Source organism: Thermodesulfovibrio yellowstonii DSM 11347 (assembly GCF_000020985.1).
Taxonomy (GTDB): Bacteria; Nitrospirota; Thermodesulfovibrionia; order Thermodesulfovibrionales; family Thermodesulfovibrionaceae; genus Thermodesulfovibrio; species Thermodesulfovibrio yellowstonii.
In genome coordinates this window covers 1,668,430-1,685,923 of sequence record NC_011296.1, presented here as the reverse complement: position 1 = coordinate 1,685,923, position 17,494 = coordinate 1,668,430, and the positions used below count along the sequence as shown (strand labels likewise).

Annotated in this window: 16 protein-coding genes; 2 read left to right on the top strand and 14 right to left on the bottom strand. The window is 35.8% G+C overall.

Annotated features, from left to right (window positions below; genetic code table 11):
- Positions 1-2: 2 nt before the first annotated feature.
- Complete coding sequence (locus THEYE_RS08660) at positions 3-2,414, bottom strand: Lon protease family protein (RefSeq protein ID WP_012545339.1); 2,412 nt, start codon at positions 2,412-2,414, stop codon at positions 3-5.
- A gap of 421 nt (positions 2,415-2,835) precedes the next feature.
- Between THEYE_RS08660 and THEYE_RS08655 the strand changes: the two genes are divergently transcribed.
- Complete coding sequence (locus THEYE_RS08655; protein ID WP_012545176.1) at positions 2,836-4,464, top strand: phosphohexomutase domain-containing protein; 1,629 nt, start codon at positions 2,836-2,838, stop codon at positions 4,462-4,464.
- On the opposite strand, the gene THEYE_RS08650 is transcribed toward THEYE_RS08655, so the two are convergent.
- The 13 genes from THEYE_RS08650 to THEYE_RS08590 form a co-directional block, all read right to left on the bottom strand.
- Positions 4,456-5,241, bottom strand: a complete 786-nt coding sequence (locus THEYE_RS08650; RefSeq protein WP_012545998.1) for a menaquinone biosynthesis protein — start codon at positions 5,239-5,241, stop codon at positions 4,456-4,458. The genes THEYE_RS08655 and THEYE_RS08650 overlap by 9 nt on opposite strands.
- Positions 5,238-6,686, bottom strand: coding sequence for an RtcB family protein (locus tag THEYE_RS08645; RefSeq protein WP_012546530.1), 1,449 nt, complete (start codon positions 6,684-6,686; stop codon positions 5,238-5,240). The genes THEYE_RS08650 and THEYE_RS08645 overlap by 4 nt, the downstream gene beginning before the upstream one ends.
- 325 nt (positions 6,687-7,011) lie before the next feature.
- On the bottom strand, positions 7,012-7,422 hold the full coding sequence (locus THEYE_RS08640; RefSeq protein ID WP_012545771.1) for an archease: 411 nt from the start codon (positions 7,420-7,422) through the stop codon (positions 7,012-7,014).
- Entirely contained in the window at positions 7,419-7,847 is a 429-nt protein-coding gene (locus THEYE_RS08635; RefSeq protein ID WP_012546797.1) for a HEAT repeat domain-containing protein, read from the bottom strand. The genes THEYE_RS08640 and THEYE_RS08635 overlap by 4 nt, the downstream gene beginning before the upstream one ends.
- Entirely contained in the window at positions 7,840-8,778 is a 939-nt protein-coding gene (locus THEYE_RS08630) for an NAD(P)/FAD-dependent oxidoreductase (RefSeq protein ID WP_012546588.1), read from the bottom strand. The genes THEYE_RS08635 and THEYE_RS08630 overlap by 8 nt, the downstream gene beginning before the upstream one ends.
- 13 nt (positions 8,779-8,791) lie before the next feature.
- Complete coding sequence (locus THEYE_RS08625; protein ID WP_012546397.1) at positions 8,792-9,055, bottom strand: hypothetical protein; 264 nt, start codon at positions 9,053-9,055, stop codon at positions 8,792-8,794.
- The gene (gene mqnC, locus THEYE_RS08620; protein ID WP_012545015.1) at positions 9,055-10,098 is read right to left on the bottom strand and encodes a cyclic dehypoxanthinyl futalosine synthase; all 1,044 of its coding nucleotides are present in this window, start codon (positions 10,096-10,098) and stop codon (positions 9,055-9,057) included. The genes THEYE_RS08625 and mqnC overlap by 1 nt, the downstream gene beginning before the upstream one ends.
- 9 nt (positions 10,099-10,107) lie before the next feature.
- A complete protein-coding gene (locus tag THEYE_RS08615; RefSeq protein WP_012546106.1) occupies positions 10,108-10,455 on the bottom strand; it encodes a toxin-antitoxin system TumE family protein in 348 nt (115 codons plus the stop codon).
- The gene (locus tag THEYE_RS08610) at positions 10,430-10,693 is read right to left on the bottom strand and encodes an MJ0235 family protein (RefSeq protein WP_012546126.1); all 264 of its coding nucleotides are present in this window, start codon (positions 10,691-10,693) and stop codon (positions 10,430-10,432) included. Before THEYE_RS08610 ends, THEYE_RS08615 begins: the two co-directional genes overlap by 26 nt.
- Positions 10,694-10,714: 21 nt before the next feature.
- On the bottom strand, positions 10,715-11,788 hold the full coding sequence (gene mqnE / locus THEYE_RS08605; RefSeq protein ID WP_012546001.1) for an aminofutalosine synthase MqnE: 1,074 nt from the start codon (positions 11,786-11,788) through the stop codon (positions 10,715-10,717).
- 23 nt (positions 11,789-11,811) lie between these two features.
- Positions 11,812-13,938, bottom strand: coding sequence for a tetratricopeptide repeat protein (locus tag THEYE_RS08600; protein ID WP_012545361.1), 2,127 nt, complete (start codon positions 13,936-13,938; stop codon positions 11,812-11,814).
- 2 nt (positions 13,939-13,940) lie between these two features.
- Positions 13,941-15,014 (bottom strand): hypothetical protein, encoded by a 1,074-nt coding sequence (locus THEYE_RS08595; RefSeq protein WP_012546230.1) that lies wholly within the window; start codon positions 15,012-15,014, stop codon positions 13,941-13,943.
- A 10-nt stretch (positions 15,015-15,024) separates the two neighbouring features.
- Positions 15,025-15,924 (bottom strand): hypothetical protein, encoded by a 900-nt coding sequence (locus THEYE_RS08590; RefSeq protein ID WP_012545018.1) that lies wholly within the window; start codon positions 15,922-15,924, stop codon positions 15,025-15,027.
- Positions 15,925-16,071: 147 nt separating this feature from the next.
- Between THEYE_RS08590 and THEYE_RS08585 the strand changes: the two genes are divergently transcribed.
- Positions 16,072-17,487 (top strand): acetyl-CoA carboxylase biotin carboxylase subunit, encoded by a 1,416-nt coding sequence (locus tag THEYE_RS08585; RefSeq protein WP_012546372.1) that lies wholly within the window; start codon positions 16,072-16,074, stop codon positions 17,485-17,487.
- Positions 17,488-17,494: the final 7 nt, after the last annotated feature.

Below are 17,494 nucleotides of genomic sequence, written 5' to 3'. Positions count from 1 at the left end.
GTTTATTTTTCGTTCTTTTTTTCTTCTTCTTTTTCTTTTTTCTTCAGGAGTTCTGACATCTCTTCAAGCTTTTTCATAACAAGATAGTTTATAGTTCCTTCTGGATATGTCCCATCTGGCATTAGTTCACCTGCTTTCATATCTGTCAGTATCTCAAGTCCTTCTTCTGCGTATTCAATGGCATAAATATGGAACTTGCCTTCATCAATCGCCTTTTGTATCTCCTCTTTGAGCATCAGATGTTTAATGTTTCTTCTTGGGATTATTACTCCATGACTTCCATCAAGTCCTCTAATTTTGCAAAGCTCAAAAAAACCCTCAATTTTCTCATTTATTCCGCCAACTGGCTGAACTTCTCCTTTTTGATCCATTGAACCTGTGACAGCAATATTCTGTTTAAGAGGAATATCTGCAATACTACTTAAAAGTGCGTAAAGTTCAGCGCATGTAGCACTATCACCTTCTATCATTTCATAAAGTTGTTCAAATGTAAGGGAGGCGCTGAGGCTTATTGGTTTTTTTATTGCGTATTTGCTCCAAAGATAGCTTGAAAGAATCATAACTGCTTTTTCATGTATTTTCCCTGACATTTTTGTTTCTCTTTCAATATTTACTATTCCAGCCTTACCAAGATATGTTCTTGCGGTGATACGAGAAGGTTTCCCAAAGCTGTAGTCTCCAAGGTCAATGACAGCAAGTCCATTTATCTGTCCAACTTTTTTGCCATATGTCTCTACAATTAAAACATCTTCAAGAATTAGTTCTCTTAATTTTTCTTCTATACTTGCTGATCTATAAACTCTTTGTTCAAGGGCTTTATTAACATGCACAGCATAAACAATGTCCTTTCCGTCTTTTTTTGCCCAAAAATGAGACTCTCTTATCAGGTCTGCTATGCTACTGAATTGAGTTGAAAGCTTTTCTTGATGTTCTGCAAGTCTTGAACCATACTCAACAATCTTTGCAATAGCAGAGCGATGAAATGGTAAAAGTTCTTCTTCTTTTTGACAGAGAGCAACAAACTGAGCATATTTTATTATGTTTTCTTCATTCCTTGGCATTCTTATATCAAAATCTGCCTTAACTTTAAATAATTCTCTATATTCATCATCATAGTTGTAAAGTATGTAATAAAGAAACGGTGTTCCTGTGAGAATTACTTTAACATTCAAAGGAATTGGTTCAGGTCTTAAAGTAGTTGTTGTAATAAGCCTGTATTGTTCCCACACATCTTCTATCCGAATTTCCTTGCTTCGCAGAGCTCTTTTCAAAGAATCATAGGAAAAAAGATTTTTTATCAAAGCCATAGCATCTATTACAAGATATCCTCCATTGGCTTTGTGTAGTGAACCTGGTTTGATCATTGTAAAATCAGTAATTGCCATACCATACTGAATCTTATATTCAATTCTTCCAAAAAGATTAAGATATGTTGGATTGGGTTCATAAACAACAGGAGCACCCTCTGTTGCAGAGTTGTTAACAAGAACATTTACGCTGTATTTGGCAAAAGAAACCTCTCTCTGAATTTTCATAAAAGGAGGCATTGGAGGAACTGTCTCTTCTTGTATTTTGAAGTCCTGAACATTATTAAGTATATCCTCTTTTACAGCATCCAGATAATTCACAATTCTTTCATTGAAAGAATATTTCTTTTTAAGTTCTTCGATTGGTTGTTCTATTACATCAAGAGCAATCTGGCGTTCAAGTCTAAGAAGCATGTCTTTAACGATTTTTTCTGCTTCTTTAACAGCTCTTACCACATCATCAAGTTTGTCCTGAAGCATTTTGCCAAGTTCGTCAATTCGTTTTCTTGTTTCAATGTCAAGTGCCTGAAACTCTTCTTCTGTAAGCGGTTCTCCGTCTCTTTTAACCGGAACGATTATAAGTCCTGCAAGAGCTTTACGAATTGCAAAACCTTTTGTTCTTGCATCTTCTTCTACTGTAGAAAACCATTCTTTTTGTTTTTGTTGAAAATCTTCAAGAATTTTATTTCTCTGTTTGTCATACTCTTTTGACTCAAAAGCTTTTGGAATTTCTACTTTCAATGTATTAACAAGATTTTCCATATCTTTTTGAAATTCCGTAGCTCTACCTGCGGGTAAACTAACAGCAATTGGAGCGTCAGGATTTTTAAAATTATAAAGATAGCACCAATCAGGTGGAACAGATTCTTGTTTTACTTTTTCAGAAAGAAGTGTTCTTATTGCACGCATTTTACCTGTTCCAGGTGCACCAAGAGCATATATATTAAATCCTTTTGCAGGCAAATTTAAACCGAATTCTAAAGAAGCTATTGCTCTGTCTTGTCCGATTGTTCCTGTAAGAGGTGAAAGTTCTTGAGTTGTCTCAAAATCAAATATATTATCATCACATTTTTTGTAAACGTCCTCTGCCCGAAGTTTTATTGCCATTTTTGCCTCCTTGTTATATTTTTGAGTCTATCCAAAAACTTGCAAGTTATTGAAAATCAATAAACTACAAGTCCTATTATTTTCCAATTACCTCCATCTGTCATTCCGAGAAGCGTGAGCGACGAGGAATCTCCTCATTTCCACTGTCACCCTTTCAGGTCAGAGATTCCTTGCACCCATTGAGGGTGCTCGGAATGGCAAAAGAAAAAGATGACCCTTACGGATCAGATTCCTCAGGGTCATTAAGTCCCCCTCGGAATAACAGTTAGTAATTGAACAGCTTCATATTTTTTCATATTATACCATTAATTTTTTAAATTGCTAATACTTTTCCAAATGTCTGAAAAAGCCATAGATGAGATGTTTTTTTAATTTGAATTGTTTAATATTTTATAATTAAAATAAAACATTGGAGAAGCATATGAAAGCATCCAATCTCTGGCAAGAAGTACTTAAAGCTCCAAATAAAAATCAGCATCTGTTAAAAGATATTGAAAAGTTTGCAAAAGAAAACACTGAACCTGCTCTGATTCACTTTGGCACATCAGGCTGGCGGGGTGAAATTGGCTCAGATTTTACTATGCAGAATGTTAGAGTAATAACTAAAGCAATAATTGAAGCAGTTAAGGGAGAAGACAGGCAGATTCTCAATTCCTTTGGTATAAAATCTTTTAATGAATTTAAAGAAAGAGGAGTTATTGTAGGACATGACAATCGTTTGCTTGGAAAGGAATTTGCGTATGAAGTGATTGGAATTCTCCAATCTGAAGGAATAAATTGTTATTATGCTGGTGAAGCTTCAACACCAGAATTTTCAGTTGCTGTGGTAGAGCTATCTGCCTCTGCATCAATAAATTTAACTCCAAGCCATAATCCTCCAAATTACGGTGGACTAAAACTTAATCCCTCTGATGGAGGTCCTGCTTCTGAGGAACTAACAAAACCTATTGAAAGAATTGCGAACGAACTAATGAAAAATGCAAATTCTATTAAATCTTGTCCACCAGTTGCAATCAATAAAATAGATGCTACGGAACTATATATTAATTTTATAAAGAAAAGAAACATGATAGACATTGATAAGATAAAAAATTTCTTGTCCAATAACCCCCACACTATTGCTGTTGATCACATGCATGGTGCTACGAGGGGTAAATTAGCGAAAATACTTTCTGTTAGTCCAGGTACTTTTATATGTCTTAGAAGAGAAGATGATCCTCTCTTTGAAGGACTATCACCTGAACCAAGTGAAGAAAATCTGAAGCTTGCTCTTTCTCATCTAAGAGAAAATACTCTTGGATTTTCGGCAATCATAGACCCTGATGGAGACAGGGTTAGGTTTGCCGATTTAAAGAGACAGATACCTATGAATTACTTCGGTGCAATGGCGTTTCATTATCTTTATAATTACAAAGGACTAAGAGGAGTTGTGGTAAAAAGTGTAGGCACGAGCAATTTTGTTAACAGCATTGCAGAAGCTTTTAGAGTTGAAGTTATTGAAACAAAAGTTGGATTTAAAAATTTTAGACCCTATCTTTTACCTAATGCTACAAAAAAAGCTATAGTTGCTTTTGAAGAATCAGATGGTATATCCATTCAAAATCATACTCTTGAAAAGGATGCTATTTTAGGAGTTTTGCTCGCTCTTGAAATGATTGCAACATTCAATAAAAATCTTAGCGATTATCTTGAAGAAATAGAAAAATCCTATGGAAAATATTATTCTGACAGAACAGGAATAGAAATTCCACGTGAAAGCTTTGGTCCGCATGTAAAAGAAAATATAATGGCACTATCAAAACATTTTAAGATAGGGGATTCTTTTAAAATCGGTGATTTAGAGAAAAAAATAGCCTCAATAGTAGATTTGGACGGAGTAAAAATTATTTTTAATGATGGTTCTTGGATTATGATAAGACCATCGGGAACAGAACCTAAAGTTCGTATATACATAGAGACTAAAAATAAAGAAGAAAAAGAAGTATTCATTGAAGAAGCAAGAATTTTAACAAAGAAAATATGCCTTGAAGGTATAGGCGGTTTAACTTAATTCCCTCAAGTATTTATCAAATAAATTAAGGCTTTCTTTGTGTTTTTCTGTTAGCTCATAATCCATATTTTCCTGCCAGTAGTAAAGAATCTCTTCCTCTGTCATGAAATCTCTTAAATAATAATTCTTCAACATTTCTGAGAAATATTCTCTACACTTTTTACGAGCATAAAGAAGCCTATCTTTTAGCTGAATATATTTGGGATAAAGTTCATTTTCAGAGTTTGTGATTTCCCTTCTTACAATCCAGAGAGCAAATACAAAAGGAAGTCCTGTATTCTGATACCACAGATTGGCAAGATCATATGCTTTTTTGCCATTATTCAACTTTCTATATCTCAATGCTTCATCACCAATTAACAGGAAACTTTCTCCTGTATGAGGTGCGGAAGAGATATCATAAACAGGATTTAAACCCATAAATTTTTCAAGAATTACTCTTAGAAGAAGGTGAGAAGTTGCTGACTGATCAGTAAGTAAAATTTTACCTCCATCAATCCTTTCTAAATCATGGTCACTGAAAAAAAGAACACTTCCCACATATTCTTTTGAACTTATACAGATTCCATCAACATAATCATAAAGTTCCTTATTTAGCAGATACTCTACAGAGGATGAAGGACTCACATCAATTAAATCATTTCTCAAAGCCCAATTTAGTTGAGAAGGCACTCCTTTTACAAGATGAATTTCTTCTGTAAGCAAACCTTCTTTTTCAAGCACGTAAAATATGGGATAAACATTAGCATACTGAATCCATCCAACTTTAAGCTTCATCCTTTTATTACTCCCATTGGTTTTAGTTTTACAATTTTTCTGGCTATACCAGCATTGTGAACTACATCAACAACATTTGATACATCTTTATAAGCATCAGGCATTTCCTCTGCAAGAGTTTCTTTGCCAGCAGACCTAACTATTATACCTCTTTCAGCCAACTCTTGTTTTATTGAACGTCCCCTTGCTTGCTTAATTGCCTGATTTCTACTTAGAAGCCTACCTGCTCCATGACAAGTTGAACCAAAGGTTTCTTCCATTGCCTTTGGAAGTCCTACCAGAACAAAAGAAACTCTTCCCATATCTCCTGGAATTAGCACTGGCTGTCCAATGTCTTTATAGCAATCAGGCAACTCAGGATGTCCGTTAGGAAAAGCCCTTGTAGCACCTTTTCTATGAACAATAAGCCTCTTTCGTTCACCATTTATAAAATGGAATTCTTCTTTTGCAATATTGTGTGCTACATCAAAAACAACTTTCATGCCTAAGTCTTTTGGTGAAAGGTTAAAAAGCCTGAGAAATACTTCCCTTGTCCAGTGCATAAGACACTGTCTGTTTGCCCAAGCATAGTTAGCTGCACCTTTCATTGCGGAAAAATACTGCTGTCCCTCTCTGCTACGGAAAGGAACACAGGCAAGTTCTTTATCAGGAAGTTCTATTCCGTATTTTTTTGCTGCCTGAAGCATCACCCTTACATAATCATCACAAATCTGATGTCCAAATCCTCTTGAACCTGTATGAATCATGACTGTAACCTGTCCCTTTGAAAGCCCCATAACTGTGGCTATCTCAGGTTCATACACCTCTGCCACATACTGAACCTCAAGAAAGTGGTTTCCTGAACCAAGTGTGCCCTGCTGAGCTCTTCCTCTCTCATAGGCTTTCTGGCTTATGGCATCAGGGTCTGCTCCTTCAAGACATCCATGAGATTCAATCCTTTGAAGGTCTTCTGCATCACCAAACCCTTGCTCAACTGCCCAGATAGCACCTTTCTTTATTACTTCTCGTTCATCCTTTGGCGAAAGCTTTATTTTTCCTGTTGAGCCAACTCCTGAGGGAATGTGAGCATAGAGAAGATCAATAAGTTCACGGATTTTTGGCTCCACTTCTTCCTTAGTAAGATTGCTTTTTAATAACCGCACCCCACAGTTAATGTCGTATCCGACTCCTCCCGGTGATATCACTCCCTCTTCTACATCAAAGGCAGCAACACCTCCTATGGGAAATCCGTAGCCTGTATGAATATCTGGCATTGCAAGGGATTTCCCAACTATTCCCGGTAATGTGGCAACATTTGCCACCTGACGTACTGATTCAAGCTCAAGCTCTTGCTCAAGGGTTTCATCAACAAAGATAATTCCCTCAGTTTTCATCCCAGGCACAAATCCTTTGGGAACTCTTATTCTATAAAGGTCTATTCTTTCTGTTCCTTCAATTTTTGGCATAGAGCACCTCCTCTTAATAATTGAGTCTGTTCAAAAACTTGTAATTTATTGATTTTCAACAAATTACAAGTACTGCTATTTTTCGATTACCTCCATCCGTTATTCCAAACCTTCTTCCTGTCATTCCGAGGAGTGTAAACGACGAGGAATCTTCTCATTTCTACGGTCACCCTTTAAGGTCAGAGATTCCTCGCACCCATTGAGGATGCTCGGAATGACAAAGGAAATGACCCTTCCAGGTCAGATTCCTTGGGTTTTTAAATCTCCTTGGAATAAGACATAGAAATTGAACAACCTCTCACAAGCCTATAAATTTATTATATCCTCAGATATCAAAAATAATCTCTGCTATCCAGAAAGAGTCTTCCTGTTTTAAAACAAGATTATGATAAGTCGCTGCTTTAACAAGAAGTTTTCTTTCATGTTTTTCAGGATTGAATTTTTCACCTTTAATTCTTGCTGTTAGATAATTATCTTTGATCTCTATGGATATGGCTTTACCAAGAAATCCATAAGTATCAAACTGAAAAATGAGCTCGTTAAGAAAACTTACAAGCATATTTTCAAGATTATCTTCATTTATGATAATTTCTATCTCCTCTGCAGGTTCTATTTGAGCTAAATCGGTTATGAGACTATAAAGCCCAAATGCGGAATTAATAAAACATTCTTCAAGACTTGCGCCTTCTGCCCTTATCCCTACGTCTCCAGCTACATCAATTACTTTATATTTCATTGAAGTTTTTTTATTGCATCTTCAATAAACTCTTTTACTTGAGGGTCTTGCTCTTTCTTTAAGGCTTTAATCAAAGCGGGTTTTGCATCTACGTCTGCAATTATCTCAAGTGCGTAAGCAGCATCACCACGAATATTTTTTTCTGGAGAATTAAGAAGTTCAATCAAAGATGGAACAATAGATTTTAAAGCTTCAGCATTCTTTTCTTTTAACTCTTCTATTATGGCAAATGCTCCTACTTTGAGTCTAAGTCTTTCATCAGAAAGCATCTTAGGAATTAAACTAAGCTGTTCAGGTTCATGTTCAAAAAAAGTTATGATGTTTTCAAGATAGCCATTATCAAGATAGTCAAAAAGCATCTGTTCAAAGGCTTCGCCTTCCCAATTACTGAAATTCTTACCATTATCACTCATGCTTTCACCCATGCCAATCAGCCTTTATTCTACTTCTTCCTCTAATGTATTTTTCAGCAGAGAGTGCAGCAACTGCTCCCTGAGCACAGGCTATAACAACCTGTCTAAAATACGGGCTTGTCACATCTCCTGCTGCAAAAACTCCTGGAAGGCTTGTCTGCATAAAATTGTCTACCATAATAAAGCCTCTTTCATCAACTTTCAATGATTCACTGAGAAAATCAGTAACTGGTTGAGAGCCCTGAATAAATACAAAAACTCCACTTACCTCTAAGGTTTCCTCACCTTCATCCTTATTTATGCGCAGCCCTGTAACAAAATCAGTTCCTATAATCTCCTTAACTGTGTAGCCTGTAAGAATCCTGATTTTGCTGTTTGAAAATACGGGATGGCTTTCCTCTACCTTAAGCTTTGATGAAGATGTAACGATATAGCAGAGTTCAACAAACTCTGTAAGATAGACCGCTTCTTTTGCTGCCTCTTCACTGTCTCCAATCACCGCCACAGTCTTTCCTCTAAAAAATGGTGCATCACACACTGCACAGTAGCTTACACCTCTTCCAAGAAGTTCTCCCTCACCCTTTATAGTTGGCTTTCTTCCCATGGAGCCTGTTGCAATTATTACAGTTTTACCCCTGTAACTATCACTCATGGTGATAACTTCCTTTGTTTCCGAGACTAAATCAACTCCAACAACCTGTTCCTCTCTATATTCTGTACCAAAAGAGAGAGCCTGTGCACGAATCCTCTCAAGGAGTTCCTTACCTGTAAGCGGTTTCTCCATACCAGGATAATTCTCAATCAAAGATGCATAGGCAAGAGCTCCTGCGGTTTTTGATTTGTCTAATATCAAGGTTTTCAGATTTGCCCTTGAAGCATAGATTCCTGCAGTAAGTCCCGCAGGTCCTCCTCCAATTATGATTACATCATAAAATTCACTCATTTTTACCCCTCACTTATAAAAATTTTAAAAGAGTTTCAATTTTCCATCTTTTTATCCAAAATTTAACACCTCTTTTTATTTCAGGATATTTCATAGCAATCTTATATGTTTCCTCGGGATAAAGTTCAAAAATCGCATTAACTTCCTCAAAACTACCATATTTTAAGACTCTGAGAATTAATATCTCAAGGGGAGACTCTTCTTTGTAGTCCCACAGATATCTGGCAAACTTTTCAGGAATCTGAACTTTACTAAAATAATCCCATTTAATTCTCATTAAAACATTCTTAAAACATTATAGTAAGTATCCCTCTGAGCAGGTCTAAAGCCTGCGGAGCGAATTGCCTCAATAATCTCTTCCATTGTTACCCTGTAACTGACTCCAGCAGCTCTTACTACATTTTCCTCAAGCATTGTTGAGCCAAAATCATTGGCACCAAAACGAAGTCCAACTTGAGCGATCTTAATTCCTTGGGTAACCCAGGAGACCTGAATATTTTTGAAATTATCAAGATAAATCCTACTTAAAGCAAGCACTCTTAAATATTTTACAGCACCAGCAGGCATAAGTTCAGGATTTTCTTTTTTAAGCTCTGTATTCCAAGGTTGAAAGCTCCAGGGAATGAAGGCTGTAAATCCGCCGGTTTCATCCTGAAGACTTCTTATGGAGTCAAGATGCTCAATTATGTCTTCTTCGGTATCAATGCTACCAAACATCATTGTAGCTGATGTTTTCATTCCAAGCCTGTGTGCCTCACGCATAACACCGAGCCACTCTGCTGAGCTTATCTTATTCGGTGATTGAATTTTTCTTACTCTATCAGAGAGTATCTCAGCACCACCCCCAGGAATAGAATCAAGCCCTGCCTCTTTAAGTTTAAGGAGAACATCCTTCACTGACAAACCCTCCTTTTTTGCAAGAAAAGAGATTTCAGGGGGAGAAAATCCATGGACATGAATTCTGAAATTGTCTTTGATAAATCTGAGTATATCAACATAAAAATTAAGCCCAAGCTCAGGATGAACTCCACCTTGAAGAAGTATCTGAGTCCCTCCTTTCTGTATTGTTTCTTCAATTTTCTTTGCAAGTTCTTTATGGGGTATAACATAAGCCTCTTTATGCTCCTTTGGCCTCCAGAATGCGCAGAATTTACAGCGATTTATGCATATGTTTGTGTAGTTTATATTTCTATCAACTACAAATGTAACAATACCTTCGGGATGCAAACTCTCTCTAATATTGTCTGCCTCCCTTCCAAGCTCATAAATAGAGGCTTCTTTAATCATCTGAAGTGCCTGTTTTCTGTTAACTCTTACCATATTCTCAAATTAAGCCTTTAAGATTTTTCTTTCTATTTCTTCTAATATTTCACTACATAGAATTTTATCTGTTGGTAAAACTTCATTATTGATATGGACATGATGTGGGAAGGTAGACAAACCTCTATGGTGACATGCATTATCCCATCTTACGATTAAATTGCCCATTTTATCTTGCCAATGATAGGAGTAATTTCTCTCCACACTATCTATATATTCTCTATTGAATAGTTCTGTATCATTAATTAGAATTGCCTTAATCTTTATAAAAAAACCCTTTTCAAAGGTCTCAAAAGTTTGGATACTAAACTCCTTTACAATCTTACTATTTCTAAGACAATGTATAATTTCCAGCATCCAGATTATCTTTCTCTTTTTTCAATTCATGAAGTTTTTTCTCGTATGCTTTCCACTCCATATAATCATCCCAAAGTGTAAAGTTTTCTTCTTGAGACTTTATTAATTTTTCAAATTCTTTAAATTTGACTTGATACTTATTCTCAAATAGTTTTATTTTTTCCATGACTCTATGTATTTCATATAAGAGATTTATGAAATATAGGTCCTTAATTTTGTCCTTACTTATTGTAGTCATTTTTAAAACCTCCAAACTAAATTAAAATGTTCTTTTTATATTATAAAAACTATCTCTTTCTACAGGAATTTTTCCAACTTCCTTAATCAGATAAACCAACTCTTCAATTGTATTTCCCTTTTTTGAACGAGCACCTGCAGCATGGGCAATTTTTTCCTCAATCACTGTTCCTTCAAGGCAGTCAGCACCAAAAAGGAGGGCAAGCTGAGCAAGTTTTTCACCGAGCATTATCCAGTAAGCTTTAATATGGGGGATATTGTCCAGCACAAGCCTTGAAATTGCAATTGTTTTTAAATCATCAATCCCTGATGGATAGGGGACTTTAATCTGTGTATTTTCAGGCTGATAACTAAGGGGAATAAATGCAATAAATCCTCCAGTTTCATCCTGTAGCTCTCTCAGTCTCAACAGGTGATCAACTCTGTCCTCATAGGATTCAACATGTCCGTAAAGCATTGTTGCGTTTGTTTTTATGCCAAGACTATGGGCAGTCTTTATAATCTCAAGCCATCTTTCGCCAGATATCTTTTCTGGGCATATCTTAGCTCTTACATCTGAATTAAAGATTTCAGCACCACCTCCTGGCATTATATCAACTCCTGCCTCTTTGAGCCTAATAAGAGTCTCTTCAATACTTAATCCTGAAATCCTTGAAAAGTAATCAACCTCAACTGCTGTAAATGCCTTTACTCCAATAGATGGGAATTCTTTTTTTATCTGTTGGATTATATCTAAATAATGCTCAAACTGCCAGTCAGGATGAAGCCCTGAGACAATATGAACCTCACTGAGATAGTCAAGAGATTGTTTAGCTTCCCTAAGGTTTTTTATAATCTCATCAATGCTCATCTCATAGGCATCAGGCTCACCCTTTGAACGAGAAAAAGCACAGAAACGACAGCGATTTACACATATATTTGTTGGATTTATATGCCTGTTTACAATGAAATAAACTCTGTTTTGATTAATTTTTTTTGAAACTTCCTCTGCAAGCTCACCAATCCTGTGCAAATCCTCAGATTTAAAAAGAAACAGGGCTTCCTGTCTGTTAAGTCTTTCTCCATTTATTATTTTTCTTTCAATCTCTGAAAACATAAATTATTATAACATTTGCAGAACTAAATCTCCTTTTCAACCACAAACCTCCATTTATATATCTGATCCTTTATTGCTTGTGCATTTGGTGCATTTGGATTTAACTGAAGATAGACCTCCATGTTTTCAATAGCCTTTGCATAGTCTGATATTTTTTCGTAGATAATTGCTCTGTTAAAGTAAATCTGAGGATTAAAAGGCTGTAGTTGAGAGACTTTTTCAAGTTCTTCTGCTGCTTCCTCAAACTTATTGTTTGTGAATAAAACCTCTGCATTAAGAAAATGTTTTCTTGCCTCATCCCTTAGTTCCACCAATGAGGGATTTAGAGAGATAATTCTTGCAACTCTACCTCTAATCCATTGAGCTTTCTCAGGAGGGGATATTTCAAGTAGTTGTGCATACATTTTCATCACTTGAGTATATTGTCCTGCTCTTTCATACTCAATGGCTTTATTTTCAATTTCTGCTAAATAAGGGGATAAGGCAGAAAAGAGGTCTCCTTTTGTTTTTTCCGAGATTAAGAGGCTTTTGGATTTTTTTGTCTTTTTATAAAGAGTTATACTTTCCTCATATTTTCCCAATTTTGCGTAGGCTATTGATTGAAGAAGTTGAGCATAATCGCTGTCTTTTACTGAAGCTGCTTCAGCTAAACTCTTTTCATACTGCATTTCTTTTAAATATAAAGCTGACTTAGCAAGTTTTAAATAGTCATCTTGAGGTGAGATTTTTTCAGCCTCTTCCATGTATTTTTTTGCATTTGTTTTATTATTGAGTTCAATACTACTTAGAGCAATGAGACTTATGTAGGAAGCTACAACAGGATTTGCATAGAATTTTTCACGGATAAGAACTACTGTGAAAGTCTCATCAGAGTCTGGTTTTTTAATTTTTAGTTTTACATTAGTTCCTTCCTGTCCTCTAAGACTCTGAACTACTTCATTTAGGCTCATCTCAAGGGTTGATTTTCCATCAACTTCAACTATTTCATAATTTGGCTTAAGTCCTGCTTTCTGAGCAGGGCTATTTAGCTCAATTGATTTAATTTTGGTGTATTCACCTTCATTCTTTATTATGCTTGCTCCAATTCCTGAGAAAGAAAGTGTATTTATGGCTTTTTCTGATATTCTGATTACCTCATCGTATTTACCAAGTTTAAAATAAAGCAAAGCAAGCCTAAGTGGAGCGTAATGATCATCTGGTCTCTGCTCAATATATCTTTTTACTGCTTCAATTGCTTTTTCATACTTGCTTCTTTCAATATAAATGTCATGGAGTTTTATCAATAAAATTGCACTTTTTGGTGCTAAGGATACTGCTTGCTCAAGCTGGGCAATGGCATCCTTATACTTTCTCTGAGCTAAGTAACATTTGTAAAGAAGCAGATAGCCATTTGGGTCTTTTGGTGCAAGCTGAACGTGCATTTGTGATGCTGCCAGAGCCTCTGGAATATCATTGTTTTTAAGCGACAGATTTGCCACAACCCTATAAGCTTGAATGTTTGAAGGCTCTTTATTTATAAGTTGTTTTACCTCTGAAATCTGAATTTTAGGATTACTAACTGCTTCATAAATCGCATCTGTGGCATTCTTTACTGAGTTGAGTATTGCTTGATAGGCAGTTACACCATATTCTTTTTCATTAATTGTAGAGAAAAGTCCCGATTTTGAAATCTTTCCTGAGCCCGTAGCAAAAACTGGTAATGCTATCTCTATCAAATCACTATCATACATTACAAACTGTGTTCTTGCATTAATATTTAAAACCGTAGGAGCGCAGCACTGCTCAGAAAAATTAATATTATCAACAATTGCATGTATAAGCAAGCTATTTGAAGGAATTAATGATGAGAGACTCCTTTCGTATTTTGTTTTACTAAACATCATGTCAAAATATACAGGAAGTGCCTGTCTTAAAAGGTTACCTGCGGGAAACTCAACAGTATGGATAACATCTGCTGTGTATTCGGTTGCAGTATAAATTTTTGAATCATCAACTATAACAATAGCTTCATATGGAAGTTTTTTAACTGAAGGGACTTCTTTCGGAGGTTCTACCTCAAAAGGTGCTACTTTTGTTGTTATTCTTATAGGCTCGCAGCTTATAAGTGCAAAGATAATAGGGATAAAAAGTAAAAGCCTGATAACTATCATTTTTAATCTCCTTTAAGCCATTTATAGATGATTTTCTGTCCTGTATTCATATCATCTTCAAAGCTCTGCATAAATTCTTCTTTATTAAAATTAAAGCCAAGCGCATTAGAAGCTTTTTCTGTTTCAGTAAGGAATTTGTCAATCGTAGAGAAAGCAATCTTTGTATATATTTTTCTTCCAATATCTGATACTTCTGCTGAGAGAGTTGGCATGGGAATAATAGAAATACCGTAGTTAATAGTTTCAGCACCTGCTGCCACAGAGCCTTCAGTTTTTGCAGTTACTGCGATTTTTATGATAGGCAAGCCCTTTTCATAGTATTTTGAACCCCATTCCTTACCATATTTTTTATCAAGGTTTTCAACAATCTTTTCTCCATAGTCATCAATTTTTTCTTCAATTTTCTCAGTTATTTTTTCCTGAATAACATTGCCAAGAATGCTGTTAATATCAGAGGCTGTCACTAATTTTTCATCTTGACTGTTAAGGGAAGTATTACTTGAAGGAGACTGCCACTGAAAGGCTGTAAGTTGACTGCCAAGTGTCTGGAATGTAAAAGGTGAACTGCTGCTTTGAGGGCTTTGAGTTTGAGTTTTTGCCTGTGAAAGCAAAGAGTTATATTGGGCAAGTAGTTGTTTTTTCTTTTCTTCCTGCTTCTTTTTCTCCTCTTGAAGTTTTCTTTGCTGCTCCTCATAATCTTTTTGCTTTTGGGCATTATAGTTAGCGTTATCATCAAACATTCCACTCATGAGACTGCTGAAGAATCCACTCATAAAGGCGCCCATAAGCCCTATTGCCATTTGTTGAGATGTAGTGCCAGCAGAGGGAACATAAGGAGTATACGATGGGGTATTGCCACTGTTCATCGGAGTGCAACCTCCACAACCCACACATCTGTATTTAACACCACCGTAGGTTATCTCTCTGACCTGTCCTTTAGGGATATAAGTTCCATCAGGCATCTGGCTTCCTTCACAGGATATTCCTGTAGGCATCGGGATACTTCCTGCTTGAATTAAAGTTGGCTGAAGCATAAAGCTAAAAATTGTAAGTAAAATCACGATTCTCTGCCTCATGGCAGACCTCCTAAAAAGTTTGCTGAATATCTATAATTTTTTGCACCTTAAAAGCAAAGTTTCTTAAGTCATCAACATTCATAATCTCAAGTAATCCTGATACTGAGCTGAAGAAAACATATAAACTCGTCCCTTTAAGAAAAACTAAAGGATTTTCTGTCTGTAAAAACTCAAGTGCTGCTTTATCCTTTATTATTCCTGCACCATTTGATGTTTTGTAGATTAATCCAGTCTTTTCATTATAAAAAAGTTCCTCAATCTTCTGTCTTGGATGTTCATAAATTAGAGAAATTCTGCCATTTTTGTATTCTTTTATTAGTCTCTCATTACTAAAAAATATATGCTCTTGTTTGCCACTCATAGCATTTACTGGTTCATCAAGGGATGCAATTTTTTGAAAAAGGCTTTTTTGTCTATTGAATAGATAGACTTCATATTTTTTTGTCTTTTTGTTAAAGCCAGCTGCGTAAACTGTATTATCACCCTTGAATAATTTAGAGTCTGCTAAAGGCAACTTTGCGATCATCTTTAATTTTACATTGGGGATTATATCAGAGTCTCTTTCCATTTCAAGATATCCCATGTTTATACCGTCAGAGAAAAGTAAGACGCCACTGTCAAGGCATATTACATCTTTTACTGTTTGAGTCAACTTAACGATGTAGCCTTTCAAGGGATTAAAAAGAAGTTTGTTTTCATATATAACCAAAGGCTCATTTTTATAGTCAATCACAAAATGAATTTTATCAGTTGAGATACTACTTCTTTGCTCTGGTGGTAAAATCCATCTAATTTTTACGTTACTTCCCTCTGGTAGGATAAGAAAAGTTTTTGGAAGAAAATAATTTTCAGCATAAACAGAGCTTAAACTTCCAAAAAATATTAGAAAAAATACTAAATGTTTTATCATTCTGCCAAAGTTTAACAAATACGAATGTTTAATCGTCAAGTGAAAATTACCATCATATTTAAGAAATTATTTTTGAGGAAAGGCGATTTATTGATTTATTTTAAGATTTCATTTAAAATTTTTATATTTACCATTGAGAGGCAAGCAATGTTTAAAAAAGTTTTGATAGCAAACAGAGGTGAAATAGCATTAAGAATTATACGTGCCTGCAAAGAGCTTGGAATCCGTACAGTTGCCATATATTGTGAGCCTGATGCAACAGCAAGATATGTAAAAAAGGCTGATGAGGCATATCTTGTCACACCTGGACCACTAAGAGGATATCTCAATATTTATGGAATAGTAGAACTCGCTAAAAATGCAGGATGCGATGCTATACATCCTGGATATGGCTTTTTAGCAGAAAATCCCCAGTTTGCAGAAGCCTGTGCTCAGGCAGGAATAACCTTCATTGGTCCTAATTCTAAAGCAATAAGAAAAATGGGACTCAAAGATGAAGCTCGCAAAATTGCCCAAGAACTTGGCATCCCTTTACTACCTGGTACGCCACCATTAAATAGTCTTGATGAGGCAGTCAAGTCAGCCGATGAGATTGGTTATCCGGTGATGATTAAGGCAACAGCAGGTGGTGGAGGAAGGGGTTTAAGAATTTGCTATGATGAAGAATCTCTCCGAAGGCAAATTCCCATTGCCATGTCAGAGGCGAAAAAAGCTTTTGGTGATGAGAGGGTTTTTATAGAAAAATATCTTGAGAGACCCCATCATATTGAAATTCAAATTATGGCAGATAAATATGGGAATATGGTTCATCTTGGAGAGAGAGATTGCTCAATTCAGAGAAGACATCAAAAGTTAATAGAGATTGCTCCTTCATTACTGCTTCCAGAGAGAATAAGATGTGAAATGGGTGAAGCAGCAAAAAAGCTTGCCTATGCAGTTGGTTATGACAATGTTGGGACAGTAGAGTTTCTTGTGGATGAATCTCTTAACTACTATTTTCTTGAAATGAATACAAGGATACAGGTAGAACATACAATTACAGAAGAAATCACTGGAATTGATCTTGTGCAAAACATGATAAAAATTGCCTATGGTGAACCCCTTAACATAAAGCAATATGAAGTAACCCTCAGTGGATATGCAATTCAATGTAGAATTAATGCAGAAGACCCCCTAAATGATTTTTTACCTTCCACTGGCATAGTTACTGCCTATTACTCTCCAGGAGGATTTGGAATCAGAATTGATGGACACGTAACCGAAGGATATCATGTTCCTCCTTATTATGATTCGCTTTTAGCAAAACTTGTTGCTCGGGGTCGTACATGGGATGAAGTGGTAAGAAGAATGCACCGTGCCTTAAGTGAATACGTAATAAGGGGTGTTAAAACAACAATACCTCTTTACATAAAAATCATGGAAGATGAAGACTTCCGTAAGGGCAACTTCAGCACAAAATACATAGAAGAAAAACTCCATAGCCTTCTTTATACGGAAGAAAAAGACCCCTTTGACCTGGCAGTAATTTTATCCGCTGCTATTGTCGCTCATAGTAGAGTTTAAATAAATT